At 35.4% G+C, this 13,520-nt stretch carries 14 protein-coding genes and 1 pseudogene; 4 read left to right on the top strand and 11 right to left on the bottom strand.

Features of this window, described 5'->3' with window-relative positions; translation table 11 throughout:
* Positions 1–41 precede the first annotated feature (41 nt).
* From ABWU31_RS02870 to ABWU31_RS02860, 3 genes and pseudogenes are all read left to right on the top strand, one after another.
* A pseudogene (locus tag ABWU31_RS02870) lies at positions 42–287 on the top strand (PD-(D/E)XK nuclease family transposase); the annotation flags it as partial.
* 618 nt (positions 288–905) lie between these two features.
* A complete protein-coding gene (locus ABWU31_RS02865) occupies positions 906–1,049 on the top strand; it encodes a hypothetical protein (RefSeq protein WP_353271337.1) in 144 nt (47 codons plus the stop codon).
* Positions 1,050–1,073: 24 nt separating this feature from the next.
* A protein-coding gene (locus ABWU31_RS02860; RefSeq protein ID WP_265029767.1) for an IS630 family transposase occupies positions 1,074–2,085 on the top strand; the annotation gives its coding sequence in 2 pieces (ribosomal slippage) (positions 1,074–1,535 and positions 1,537–2,085; 1,011 coding nt in all).
* A gap of 654 nt (positions 2,086–2,739) precedes the next feature.
* Here ABWU31_RS02860 and ABWU31_RS02855 read toward each other — a convergent pair.
* The 5 genes from ABWU31_RS02855 to ABWU31_RS02835 form a co-directional block, all read right to left on the bottom strand.
* A complete protein-coding gene (locus ABWU31_RS02855; RefSeq protein ID WP_236717735.1) occupies positions 2,740–3,042 on the bottom strand; it encodes a type II toxin-antitoxin system RelE family toxin in 303 nt (100 codons plus the stop codon).
* Positions 3,020–3,244, bottom strand: coding sequence for a hypothetical protein (locus ABWU31_RS02850; protein ID WP_010962565.1), 225 nt, complete (start codon positions 3,242–3,244; stop codon positions 3,020–3,022). Before ABWU31_RS02850 ends, ABWU31_RS02855 begins: the two co-directional genes overlap by 23 nt.
* A 94-nt stretch (positions 3,245–3,338) precedes the next feature.
* Positions 3,339–5,045, bottom strand: a complete 1,707-nt coding sequence (argS, locus tag ABWU31_RS02845; RefSeq protein ID WP_077188093.1) for an arginine--tRNA ligase — start codon at positions 5,043–5,045, stop codon at positions 3,339–3,341.
* Positions 5,046–5,140: 95 nt separating this feature from the next.
* Positions 5,141–5,359, bottom strand: coding sequence for a hypothetical protein (locus tag ABWU31_RS02840; protein ID WP_077188094.1), 219 nt, complete (start codon positions 5,357–5,359; stop codon positions 5,141–5,143).
* Between the two features lie 195 nt (positions 5,360–5,554).
* Complete coding sequence (locus tag ABWU31_RS02835) at positions 5,555–7,270, bottom strand: ABC transporter ATP-binding protein (RefSeq protein WP_338482343.1); 1,716 nt, start codon at positions 7,268–7,270, stop codon at positions 5,555–5,557.
* Between the two features lie 790 nt (positions 7,271–8,060).
* Between ABWU31_RS02835 and ABWU31_RS02830 the strand changes: the two genes are divergently transcribed.
* Positions 8,061–8,924 carry an Rpn family recombination-promoting nuclease/putative transposase gene (locus tag ABWU31_RS02830; protein ID WP_353271336.1) on the top strand — a complete coding sequence of 288 codons (864 nt, stop codon included), beginning with the start codon at positions 8,061–8,063 and terminating at the stop codon, positions 8,922–8,924.
* 194 nt (positions 8,925–9,118) lie between these two features.
* On the opposite strand, the gene ABWU31_RS02825 is transcribed toward ABWU31_RS02830, so the two are convergent.
* The 6 genes from ABWU31_RS02825 to iscX all read right to left on the bottom strand — a co-directional run bounded on the left by ABWU31_RS02825 (position 9,119) and on the right by iscX (position 13,512).
* Entirely contained in the window at positions 9,119–10,234 is a 1,116-nt protein-coding gene (locus tag ABWU31_RS02825; RefSeq protein WP_338482340.1) for an FtsW/RodA/SpoVE family cell cycle protein, read from the bottom strand.
* Complete coding sequence (gene ubiE, locus ABWU31_RS02820; protein ID WP_006279624.1) at positions 10,231–10,947, bottom strand: bifunctional demethylmenaquinone methyltransferase/2-methoxy-6-polyprenyl-1,4-benzoquinol methylase UbiE; 717 nt, start codon at positions 10,945–10,947, stop codon at positions 10,231–10,233. Before ubiE ends, ABWU31_RS02825 begins: the two co-directional genes overlap by 4 nt.
* 53 nt (positions 10,948–11,000) lie before the next feature.
* Positions 11,001–11,864, bottom strand: coding sequence for a lipoyl synthase (gene lipA / locus ABWU31_RS02815; protein ID WP_353271335.1), 864 nt, complete (start codon positions 11,862–11,864; stop codon positions 11,001–11,003).
* Positions 11,857–12,171 (bottom strand): 50S ribosomal protein L28, encoded by a 315-nt coding sequence (rpmB, locus tag ABWU31_RS02810; RefSeq protein ID WP_353271334.1) that lies wholly within the window; start codon positions 12,169–12,171, stop codon positions 11,857–11,859. Before rpmB ends, lipA begins: the two co-directional genes overlap by 8 nt.
* Positions 12,172–12,208: 37 nt before the next feature.
* A complete protein-coding gene (locus ABWU31_RS02805) occupies positions 12,209–12,550 on the bottom strand; it encodes a DUF721 domain-containing protein (protein ID WP_353271333.1) in 342 nt (113 codons plus the stop codon).
* 761 nt (positions 12,551–13,311) lie between these two features.
* Positions 13,312–13,512 carry a Fe-S cluster assembly protein IscX gene (gene iscX, locus ABWU31_RS02800; protein ID WP_077188100.1) on the bottom strand — a complete coding sequence of 67 codons (201 nt, stop codon included), beginning with the start codon at positions 13,510–13,512 and terminating at the stop codon, positions 13,312–13,314.
* Positions 13,513–13,520 lie beyond the last annotated feature (8 nt).

The following is a 13,520-nucleotide window of genomic DNA, read 5'->3' as shown; positions in this document are numbered from 1 at the left end:
AAAATAGTGTATAATTATTCGTCTCCTAATTGTATTTAATTATGGCCTTTTCGAAATTTCTCGATCCAAAAAACAATTTCGCGTTCAAGAGAATATTTGGCACTGAGAAAAATAAAGATATTCTCATTCACTTTCTCAATGATATATTGGGCTTCGCTGGCAAAGATGAAATAGAAGAAATAGAATTTCTCAGCACTATCATGGATGCTGAGATTGCCTCTAAAAAACAAAGTATTGTTGATGTTTTCTGTACTGATTCTGCTGGAACCCAGCTAATTATTGAAATGGTGCGACCTGAAAGTCTTCGGTCATATTGTTTAAAAGGAGAGGAATTCCTTCAGAAAGAAACTAAAAGAGTTCTAAAACTTATTAAACCAGATGTTTTGCCATCTGAGTCTACGCATCAATGCGAATCGGGTAACCGGTTGGTGCCAAGCGATGCGGACAATGAACCTCCTCTTGAAAAAGAAGATGCTCAATCGTGAAAAGAGCATAAACTACAAGCATCATGTGGTTGGAGAGCTAGGCTTAGTGGTATGGTGAACGTAAGTGAAGCTTCATAAGTATCGTAACGATTAAAGAGCTAAAGATGCTGATAAGCTCCGACCAAAAGGTAATGTGACATTTTTCATTTCTGGATGTACGCAAATCACCGGTATAGAGAAGTCACCTAACCCACTGTTGTATGACAGAAGGAACAGGGTAAGCCTGTATTTCCTCCTATATGGCAAGCAAACCGCAAGGAACGCTGATGAAAATGCAGGTAAAGGATAATGGAGAAAGCGAATGCCATTTTGTAACGAAATGTATAGAATTTGTAACATTAATTCGCGTGAAAACGAGCAGATTTCCATTTGGTCCCTCGTGACAAGAAACTTTGTTAACCACTTGAGGTAGAGAAGCAGATGACCTTACCCACAGAAATGATGAAGAAATTAGGAATATTTTTTACAAAAAGGACAATACTAACAAAAGAACTTTATTCTATTTATACCAATTCCCATTACAGGGCAAACAGATGGACAATGATGGAAGAAAAGCCATACTGAAGTAAGTAAAATAGCGAGGTTTAAATGGCATTAAGATCAAAATTATTGGATGAAAAAGTAGTAGAATCAGCAAAAGAAATGCTGAAGAAAGTAAGGAATAATGCATATGTTTCAAAAAAACTAAATGCTGTAATTGCAGCAAAAAAGTACAGTATAACGGCTGTAGCAAAAATATATTGCATTTCAAGAAGCGCACTAACTTCGTGGGTAAAACTCTTGAAAATTGGCAGAGAAGAAAAACTGTTTGCTCCTTCACAACGTCGTAGAAAAACTAAATTAAATCAGGCTCAACTACAGCAAATTGAAGAGTGGATAGAAGAAAATCCTAATATCACCATTAAAGAAATGAGAATAAGAATCCAGGAAAAGTTCGGATTAAATATCAGCAAATCTACAGTACACCGCCATATGCAAAAGATGAAATTCTCATATATTACACCAAGACCAGTTCATAATGGACAAGATAAAAGCAAACAAGAGGAATTCAAAAAAAAATCTCAATGGAGCTATTAGCAAGTATCCAGAAAAAGAGCTATTTTTCTTTGATGAATCACGGTTTGGCACACATTCAAAAGTTGGACATGGGTGGTTTAAAAAGGGGATTAGAACACAGGTTAAAACAAAATTAGGTAGGCAAAATTTCTATCTCTATAGTGCAGTTAATCCTAGAAATGGAGAGAGTTCTAGCTTATTTGCACCAAATGTCAACACTGATTGCATGAACATATTTCTTGAGCAAATTTCGCAATATCTAGAAACACGAGAGGCTTTTCTCGTTATGGACTGTGCTAGTTGGCATAGGTCAAAAAATTTAAAGGTACCTAAAAATATCGACATTATATACCTACCTCCATACTCACCTGAGCTAAATCCTGTTGAGAGGCTTTGGTTATATATAAAACAGAACATTTTGCGCAATAAAATATACGATACAATTGCTCTACTTGAGGGTGCTTTGTGCAAATTTATTACTTCTCTTGCCAGCTCCACAATTAAACAACTCTGCAATGTTTCCTATTTGACTGGACAACAATGAGAATTGGTATAAATCGCTCTTAATCAAGCGTTTTAGAATAAAAAAAACGCCGATATTTTAGTACATAGTAAATAGCCAACCACCATGGGGCTTCTTTTGCCTTTTTTTTATTTGGTAAATTTCTTAAACATTTATAGTTACAATTTAAGAGCCCGTAAAGGGTGTCATTCCAGTGCCCCTGTGATGTATTCCAGTGCTTGACACTGGAATACAGTTTTCCATATAATCTCATCGAAAATGTTGTAACCACTTTCCATGCTAGTTTGCTTGTGAACAAGCAAACTTTTCTGGATCCCAGTGTCTGGGCACTGGGATGACAAGAGAAGGTACTAGCCTGACACCCTGACAACCGTCATCCCGCTGCTTGTTAGCGGGATCTATGCTAATGCCCTTTTATTCTTTCAATTATGTTATTTCCATTTAAATCTGTCTGTTCCGCAACTTCAGTGAATACAGTTGAATACTCCCTAAAACTGATTGTCATAACTTTACCCTACTTTGAATAATATTTTGATCATTACATATTGTAACAAAAAAAAATCAACTCATTTCTTCTAACGGCTCTATATTAAAGATAGAAAGTCCAGAAGCAATGACGTGTGCTAAGGCTTGGACAAGTTGCAGCGGTAAGGTTTAAGTTGTCTTCTTATATTTTTAATTGTGTAATCTCCTGTGTTTGTAAATGTTTTTTCTATGCCCCACTGCAGTAATAAGTACTCTGCGCTCTGAATGATTTATGCTGTAAATTATACAGTAGTTGCTAACCCTTATCCTATATTGCCCTCTAAAGCTATGACATAAAGGCTTTCCTAGATTAAAAGGATCAACTGTAAGGCGTTTCTTTATGGCCTCCTGAACCATTAATTTAATCTTTGCCGGAAGAGCTGGAATTTCTTTTTCAATAACATTTTTTAAGAATTTTATAGTGTAAGTTTTATTTCCAGATGTTTTCATCATCCTCTACTTCTTCTTCACCTTCAGAGAGGCGATCGTCAGCTATTTTGGATAGCTCTACATCTTCTTCGAACTCTTCTTCCACTAAATCTACTAAAACTTCAGGAATAGTTTTATTTTGAGTCTCTGCCATTTCTGTAAGATACTGAGCCAATTTACTGTCAAAACTTACATTAACATTGAGCTTTTTTTGACTGTGAGCCATATATTAACCAGAAAATACTACTATAAACTATAACATTTTTACTTAATTTTGTCAACTTCTCTATTCGTTGAAAAAACAATCTTGCATAAAAAAATCAACTCATCTCTTCCAAAGGCTCTATATTGAAGATAGAAAGTCCAGAAGCGATGACGTGTGCTAAGGCCTGCACGAGAAACATTCTTGCAGCGGTGAGGTTTAAGTTGTCTTCCAGTATGAAACGCATGTTTAAATCACTCTTGCCATACCCCCATAAAACGTGAAACGCTTCTGCAACTTCAAGTAAGTAGAAAGTAATTCTGTGTGGCTCACAAAGCCTTGCTGCAATTTCTACCACATCTGGCCACTTTGCTAAGGTTTTTATGAGGAAGAGCTCTCCACCTGTCCTTAAAAGTGAAGGATCTGCTGTTGGGAGCTCTTTTGGAGCATTACGCATTAACGAATGAGCACGAGCATGCGCATATTGCACGTAAAAAATAGGGTTGTCTTTTGACTGTTCTTTAACTTTAGCAAAATCAAAGTCCAAGACCATATCATTCTTGCGTGTTAGCATTATAAAACGAGTTATGTCCCTGCCAACTTCTTCCACTACATCTCTTGCTGTTAGGAAGTTTCCTGATCTTTTGGACATCTTAACAGGTTTGCCGTTCTCGAAAAAATTCACAATATTATGCAGTTTTACCTCTATTTTTGCTTGATCATCACTGAGCGCAGAGACGACTGCTTTAAGTCTTTTGACATAACCGCCGTGGTCACTACCAAGCTCTACGATCATATTGTTAAAACCACGTGATATCTTATCAAAATGGTAAGCGATATCCGAGGCAAAATAAGTCCAACTGCCGTCCTCTTTCTTCAATGCACGGTCAACGTCATCACCAAATTTTGTAGAGCGAAATAGCATCTCTTTTCTGGAAGTCCAATTTTCGCTTTCTTTGCCTTTTGGTTTCTCCAGGTACCCTTCATACACTAGACCCTTGTCAGACAATATCTTTATACTCTCTTCGATTTTGCCACTTTTTTGTAGCTCATACTCTGAAGTAAAAACATCATGATTTACTCCAAGTAAGTTCATGTCTTCCTTTATGAGTTCTAAGATAGAACTTAAAGTATAGTCTCTAATTATCTGATTATCTTGCTTTTTTAGAAGCTCCTTGCCATATTTTTTAGCCAACTCCTCCCCTATCGGTTTCAAATATTCACCTGGGTATAAACCTTTTTCGATGCTAATCTTCTCTCCCAGAGCTTCTTTATATCGAAGATACACTGACTTTATTAGTGTATCTATCTGCGCTCCAGCATCGTTAATATAGTATTCCTTAGTAACTTTATAACCAACTTTTTTCAATAAATTTGCCAGAACGTCACCAAATACTGCCCCTCTTGCATGACCAATATGCAGTGGACCAGTTGGATTTGCAGATACAAATTCAACATTAATGGCCTGATTGTTCCCTATATCTAGGGTGCCAAACTCTGTTTTTAGCTCATTTATTTGTTTTAAAATCCCATGCCATACTTTTATTTTTAAGTGTATGTTGATGAAACCAGGGCCCGCTATTTCCACTTTTGCAACTTCATCAAAAAGTTCAAATTCTTTGGCTAAAACCTCTGCAATTTCAATGGGATTCTTCTTTTCATGCTTTGCGAGCACCATAGCAACGTTTGTGTAAATGTCTCCATGTGCTCTGTTACTTGGGGGTTCTACGATAAAGTTTGTTGTATCTGTATTTATAATACCCCTTTGCTTCAACTCGTTTAATTTACTCAAAATTAAGGAAGAAGCCCTTTTGAAAATGTTCATCAACTAGAAAAACTATGAAAACCTCCAACAATATAGCGAATAAGTGGGGCTAGTTGAAGGTTTATCTTAACTATTTTATCTTCCTGGATCAGAGTTTATATTAAGTCGTTGCCGTAACCATGGTAAGAGAAAGCCATACCTTCACTGTAACCATCATTACCAGCATCAGGTTCTTTAACATCATCAGTTACTACCTGATCTTCAGTTGTGATTTTATCCTTGATCGTCTCGTCTACACCCTCATCACTATAAGAAAATTTGTTAGTATATGAATAGCGATTATTGATTTTATCACTATAGTTATGTTTTAACATAGAGACCTCCTATACAGTCAAAATTGGAATTACATTAAGATAGAACAAGCTATGAATATAACGTGAATGAAAGAAACTACAGATCACGAAATTTCCGGATAACTATGGAACCATTATAAAATAATAAAATTAAAAATTTAATAATTTTAATTATAAATCTAGCATATCAACTAACGGTATGATTTAAATTTTCTTTCAATTCCACTGTATCTTCGCCAGTTTTGCATATAGCCCGTCTTTACTTATTAGAGAGTCATGAGTGCCTACTTCTTCTACTTTTCCATGATTAATTACTATAATCTTGTCAGTCTTGAGTGCGGTTGATAGCCTGTGTGTAATTACGATTGTTGTTCTGTTTTGCATTAACTTGCTCAATGCTTTTTGCACGAGGTTCTCACTTTTGTAATCAAGGGCAGAGGTTGCTTCATCCAGTATTAAAACCTGAGGGTTTTTGAGTATGGCTCTTGCTATTACAATACGTTGTTTTTGTCCTTCAGAAAGTTTTAATCCTCTTTTTCCTACAAATGTATCAAATTTATCAGGCAGCTTATCAATAAATTCCATCGCATAAGCGCTGATGGCTGCTTGCTTCACTTCCTCATATTCGGCACCTGGTTTGCCATATAGTATATTTTCCATTATTGAGCAAGAGAATATCATGTGATCTTGTGGCACTAAGCCAAACAACGATCTGAGGTCATTTAGCGCAATTGACTTAATGTTGTGCCCATCGATAGTAATGCTACCTTTGTTTGGATCATGAAAACGGAGCAGAAGCTTTAAAATGGTGCTTTTACCACTGCCAGATGGTCCAACAATTGATACTGCTTGACCTGCCTCTATAGAAAATGATACGTTATTTAACGCTGGCTTATCAGACTGAGATTCATAAAAAAATGTTACACCATTAAACGAAATTCCTTTTTGAACACTACAAATTTTTATAGGATCATCGGGATCTGCTATAGAGCTTTTCATATTTTTAAATTCAAATAAACGCTCTACTATTCCAAGACCTCGTTGTAAATCACTGATATTATCACTCAAATTATTTATAGCTCCTGCTGCGAGCGCTGAATAAAACACAAATGAGGAGAGTTCTCCAATAGTTATATTATTGCTTAAGACTTCTTTAATACCAAAAAAGAGCAAAACAACTAGTGAACCTATCACACACGTGATAACTAGAGTTACTAAAATAGCACGCAAGAGTACTAATTTTACGTATGATTTTGATACTGAGTTTAAATGTTCCTTAAAACGGATTTTTTCGTTTTCCTCGAGTACAAACGATTTGATAGTCACTATAGATCTAAAATTTTCCTCACTAAATGACGCAAGCTCACTTAATTTATCCTGAGCAAAGCGTGCATAGCTACGCACTTTTTTTCCAAGTGAGGTCATGATAATGAGTAGTATAGGTATTATTGCGGCTGCATATGCAGTTAGTTGTATATTTGTATATAATAACATAGCAACACTGCCAATCAGAATCACAAAATTTCGTAATATGGTTAGTAAGCTGCTGTTTATTATTGATTGCAGCACAGAGGTATCAGTAATTAACGCTGAGATAACATCTTGTACGCCTGTGTTCTCAAAGAAACTTGGTTGCAAGTTAGTGATACTGCTATATAAGTCATATCTGATTCTTGCGATAACTTTCTCGCTGCCAATGCCAATGAAATATAACCGAGTAAATGCAGTGAGAGAAATGGCTAAAACTATAAGTATTGCAACTAATAGTTTGGTAGTAAAATCGTGCTCTGTGCCAGAATCAATTATATTGCTTAAGCCTCTGCCAAAGAGGAGGATCGTTAAGGCTGAAAATAAAACTGCAATAAAAGCTATGACAAAATAGGATAGATTAGGCTTTATATAGTAAAATAACTGCCTAATATTAGATCGCATCTTATTTTAAAGTTTCTAAAGTTAAGTATATAGATTTTAGTTTCAGGGGAAAGGTGTAGTATGAAGCAATTTAGGTTCTGCAGCTGTTATAGTCCACCAAGAAAGGGTAGTAGCCCGCAGAAACGAAAAACTTGCTTGACAAACTCCGCCAGTCCTCTTATCATGGTATTGAAGGTATTCAGTTATCTTCATCTGTGCGGATTAAACAGCAAGAAAACAACGTAGTTGGCGTCTTATTTTTAATTTTTTGCACTATGTGCACCTTATGTCTTCACAACATTTCTAGGTTTTTACCTATATAAGCTGAAACGCGCTTATAAGTCGTTTAAGACAGTATAGTACGCCAATTTGCAGGATTAGAGAGTGACAACTAGCTAACACGGGGTTTTTTTTGCCTTTTTTTCTGCTTAGTAAATTTCTTAAACATTTAAACTAAGGTGAGTTGCATTTAAAAGCAGCTAAATCGCTCTTAATCAAGCGTTTTAGAATAAAAAAAACGCCGATATTTTAGTACATAGTAAATAGCCAACCACCATGGGGCTTCTTTTGCCTTTTTTTTCGTTTGGTAAATTTCTTAATGTTTATGGCTAAACGACAACCGTCATCCCGCTACGTGTTAGCGGGATCTCTTGTTAGCGCCGCGGCGGTATGACGGTTTGCGGTGGTATGACGATAACCTCGTCATCCCGCTACGTGTTAGCGCCACGGCGGTATAGCTATACTTTAAAATATGGTTGAATAGTTGTTAATAATAGTGTATAATTATTAATCTTTTCTCAGTATTTTTACTATGGCTCTTTCTAAATTTCTCGATCCAAAATTGGACCTAACATTTAAAAAAATATTTGGTACTGAGAGAAATAAGAATATTCTTATTCATTTTTTGAACGATATTTTAGGATGTACTGAAGTCAACACTATACAAGAAGTAGAATTCTTAAGCACCATTATGGACCCTGAAATTGCTTCTGATAAACAAAGCATTGTTGATGTTCTTTGCAGGGATTCTAGTGGGAACAGTTATATAATTGAGATGCAGCTCACTCGTGATAAAGGCTTTGAAAAACGCGCACAACTTTATGCTGCTAAGGCTTACTCAAGACAAGCTGATAAATCTGGTAAATACGTTGATTTAAAGAAGATTTTCTTTATCGCGATTTCAAATTGTACCTTATTCCCTGATAAGCTTGACTATATATCTAGCCATACCATAAGAGATGAGAAAACCAATGAACATGACTTAAAAGATTTTCAATTTATCTTCATAGAGCTGCCAAAATTTCCTAAGAGTAGAGCAGAACAACTAGAAAGTGTAGTAGACCGTTGGCTATTTTTTTTCAAATATGCAGATGAAACAACGGACGAAGATCTCAGAAAAATTGCGGAAAAATCACCAATAATAAAGCTAGCATATGATGAATTAGATAAGTTTCACTGGAATGAAAAAGATCTAATAGCTTATGAAGAAAGAATAATGGATCTGCGCAAAGAAGAAGCCATTCTTGAATACAGACTTGATCTTGCTAAAGAGGAAGGTAGAAAAGAGAGGGAAATTGAAGTCGCAAAGAATCTACTTAAAGCAGGTGTTTCTTTTAATATTATAGCTCAAACTACTGGTCTTTCTATGAGTGAGATCAAAGAATTGCAGAATTAAGTGTGAATGGTTACGAAAAATATAAGTTTTTGCGATAAACGACATAGTGATGTATTTGTTGTTCAGCATGTCAGTGGAATATTTTCTGAAAAATTTCCACATAACTCTTTCAGATTTCATAATATCTCTTGCCACTCATCTGAACAGATACCCATTTTGGAGGGATACCAATAATAGTTGTGAGCGGTACAAGTTTAGTCCATATACCTTCCAAGCATAACACGCTCACGAAACTTTAATGCGATAGCTTGGTTTCTACTGAAAGACAGCATTATGCCAAGTGCGATGCTCGAAGATAAAAGAGAAGAACCACCATAGCTAAGTAATGGCAGGGTTATGCCGGTGGTTGGAAAAACACTCAATGTTACCCCTATGTTTATTATGAATTGTGTGATGAATTGAATTGAGATACCGAGAATCACCAACAGATTAAATAATTCATTTTCCCTATATGCAATGTAAAGCAAGCGGGCGGAAATGATGCCAAATAACATCAATGTGGCTAAGCACGTAATCAAACCAAATTCTTCTGCTAAAACAGAAAACACAAAATCTGTATGGCAATCAGGAAGAGAGGCTTTTACGCTACCTTCACCAGGTCCAACTCCAGTTAATTGACCTCTTTTGAATGCTTCTAATGATTTTGTGACTTGAAAGTTATCGCGTTGCGTAAAAAAGACAAAATTGTAAATCCTTTGCTTTATATGTGGGAGGCATAAGTAAGCTATTGTAGTTCCAGTTGTGGCCATTCCTATTATGCATAGAAAGTATAAAAGTGGTATACATGCAATAAACATTTGACCAATAAAAGAATATGTTAAAAGCATAGACATACTGAAATCAGGTTGCAAAAGTAACAACACAAAAACTAACAGAAATATTATGATTGATATGTGTATTTTAAACTTCATTTCGCTGGCCAAGATACTAGCTATAACAACAGAAAAAAATGGCCTTACGAACTCAGATGGTTGAACTGAAATTTTGACAATATGTAACCATCGTTTCGCACCTTTTACCTCTATACCAAGTATTATCGCAGTTGCTACTAGAATAGTAAATAAAGCGAAACCTGCGAATGAGAGGTTAAGTATAGTTCTTGTGTTGAGAAAAGAAAATGTCACCAAGGTAATTAGTGACAGGACTATATAAATTGTATGGCGCCGTATAAAATAATCTTGTGGTAAAGAAAGACGCTGCGCAATTACAGGGCTTGCTGAATAAACAAGAATGAAGCTTATAGTGAGCAAAAAAAACACTGGAAGGATGAAATAATAATCCAGCGTTCTATACCAGAGTTTAATATTCATTTTGTTCCAATGTGTAATGCCACTATTCCATAGCTCATATTATGAAACTCAACATTCTTAAAACCTACCTCTTCAATTTCCATTTTAAAATCAGCCTGAGTTGGAAACTCTCTAATGCTCTTCACTAAATATTCATAAGAACTCTTGTCTTTAGCAACTATGCTGCCAATTTTAGGAATTACTTTAAATGAATATAAGTCATAAAGTTTGGTAAATATCTCATTTTGATAGTGCATAGGGGCAAATTCTAAGCAGATAAATTTCCCATGTGGTTTTAATACCCTGTGCGCCTCATTTAAAGCCTTCTTGCGGTCAGAAACATTTCGAATACCAAAAGCTATTGTGCAATAATCAAATTCGGAGTCTTCAAATGGTAAACTTTCTGCACTTGCACATACCCAATCAAAATTAATTTGGTTTGAATTTATAGCTTTATCACGTCCTCTGTTTAGCATGTTTTGATTTATATCGCATACTGTAACCTTAGCACTTGGCTCTTTTCTTACTACTCTTATTGCTATATCTCCAGTTCCTCCAGCAACATCTAAAACCTGAGAGTTTTTTGTAAAATGCACACTATTTACCATCTTATCTTTCCATAATCTGTGCATTCCGAGGCTCATTATATCATTCATGGTGTCGTAGCGACTTGCCACGGAATCGAATACCTCTTTAACTAATTGTGATTTCTTCTCGATTTTTATAGTAGACATTACGTAAAAACTCCTTTATAATTAGCAAAAATTAATTTGAATTAACACAAATGTCAACGACAGGCCTTGAGCCTGTTAAAATCTTCTTCAGCGTGGTATGATGACCGAGTTAGTGGGCTTGATGCAACCACTAGGAACCCTTTGGAGTAAGCGATATATTTATAATGCTCAAATTCCTCTGGGGTAACATACCTATCAAGTTTTGCATGTTTTGGAGTTGGTTGTAGATATTGACCAATTGTAATAAAATCAACCTCAGCACTGCGCAAATCGTCCATAACCTGCAGTATTTCCTCTTTTGTTTCTCCAAGACCGACCATAAGCCCTGACTTTGTGAAAACTTTGGGATTAATCTGCTTTACCATCTTCAGTAAATATAGTGAATGAAAATAGCGAGCTCGTGGTCTTATTTTTGCATACAATCTCGGCACTGTTTCAATATTGTGGTTATAGACATCAGGTGATGCAACAGCGATTGCTTCAAATGCTCCTTTCTTATTTAAAAAATCAGGAGTTAAAATCTCTATTGTTGTTTCTGAAGTTATCTTTCTAATTTCTTCTATGCACTGTATAAACTGATTTGCGCCACCATCTGGCAAATCATCACGATCAACGGAAGTAATAACAACATGCTCTAAGTTTAACTTTTTTATTGCTTTTGCTAAATTTTCTGGTTCATGAGGATCTAGTTTATCAGGAATGCCAGTTGCAACGTTGCAAAATGCACAAGCACGAGTGCAAACAGAACCGAGAATCATTACAGTAGCATGACGTTTATTCCAACATTCACCAATGTTTGGACATGCAGCCTCTTCGCACACTGTATGCAAGTTATGCAGTTTAACGATGTTTAAGGTCTCATTGAATACTTCACCGGTCGGAGCTTTTGCTCTGAGCCATTGAGGTTTGTTATGCATCTGAAAAGGCTAACTCTACCTCTTGCTTTACTAAAACTTTTTTCAACCTTCTTTTTATCTTCTGCGCTTTCTCACTTAGTTTAATCGTTCTTGTGTTGAGCAAAAAAGCATCTAAATCACCTTTGTAATCTATAGTTCTCAAAGTTCTTGTTGCCACACGAAATCTAAACTTTTTATTTAATATATCACTTGTCAACGTAACCTTATGTAAATTTAAAAGAAAGGTACGCTTTGTTTTACGATTCGAATGTGATACCTTATTACCAAAAGATTTTTTTCTATTTGTTAATTCACAAACTCTACTCACTTCAATATACCAAATTATTCTATGTACTTAGATTACCTTATATAATCAAATAGTCAATACTCTCTTGCTTAATTTTTATACCATATACTGCTTTATAGCCAAAAAATATCGTAATTTTTTCTATTATAAGAGAAATCATATGCTGAATTTCCAATGCTTTGCTGCCATTTGTTACTACCAGATGCAACACACCCGAATTTATATTCTGTGCATATGAGATCTTTTTCGGTTTTGTACACTCTGCTATTTCTTTCCCTACTATATTTCGCCAGTTTAAAATCAGACGTATTTCATTTTTACTAATCTTATTTTTCATGCATTTTAATGCATAGTTTTCAATTATAGACTTTAATTTTTTTGGACCGCTGTGTTTGAGCATTTTTCTGTTTTGTTTCTAGTATAACTAAATAAGTAAGGTTTACCACTACATTGGATTTCTTAAAGCCCTGTCATTCCAGTGCGTACTGCACAAACATTGTAATTTGAGTCCACCAGGGAGGATGTCATCCCAGTGCCCAGACACATAGCTGTACGAACATTCATTTTTGAAGGTAAATTGCACAGCAAATGGTGTCATTCCAGTCTGGAATCCAGAAATTTTGCTTATAACTGAGCTGATGAGCTAAAGGTAGTTGTCTTACGCTAAAATAAACGTTTTTAATTAAGTTGCATAGAACCAGTGTCTGGGCACTGGCCCACTGGTGGGAATTGCTCCTAAACTACAACGTTCGTACAGTTGTGTGCTCAGACTACTTGGATCCAGAAAAATTGATTGTGCACTATACAACATTTTCGATCAAAAGCTGGATGCCAGACTGGAATGACACCATTTGCTGTGTTTAACAAAAATAAATGTTCGTACAGTTGTGTAGCTGAAACTGGGATGACAACCTTCTAACTGCTTTACAAACCTCTAGCCTCACACCATAAAAGCAGTATTTTTATGTAAAATTTATCTCAACGTAGCACTTGTCAAGTAAGTCGTTCCATTCAAAAATTTTTGTTTTGCCTCATAATTAACCTTATAGCTGTTTTAATTGTAATTGGTTAAATTATTATTAATTTGCCAGGCTAGATCCAAAAAATAGCATAATCAATATGCAAATTGTAATAGAAATCACGTTTGCGTATGGTTTATTGCTATGCGGTTAATCTTTCCTCAATCCAAGCTGCTTGAATAGCTTCGAGTATTTTTTCGTTACAGCGTTTTTCATCATCATCAAATTCCTCTAAACTCAAGACCTTTTTTTTAAGCTCAGTGAATCTGATACTAATTATATTCTCATCTGGAAATTTTTCCTCCAGAGCTTCTACAATATCTTCTATATCAAACCATTTCATACTTTTTT

It is taken from the genome of Wolbachia endosymbiont (group A) of Alloplasta piceator (genome assembly GCF_964028505.1).
GTDB classification, from domain to species: domain Bacteria; phylum Pseudomonadota; class Alphaproteobacteria; order Rickettsiales; family Anaplasmataceae; genus Wolbachia; species Wolbachia pipientis.
This window is presented reverse-complemented; position numbering and strand designations above follow the sequence as displayed.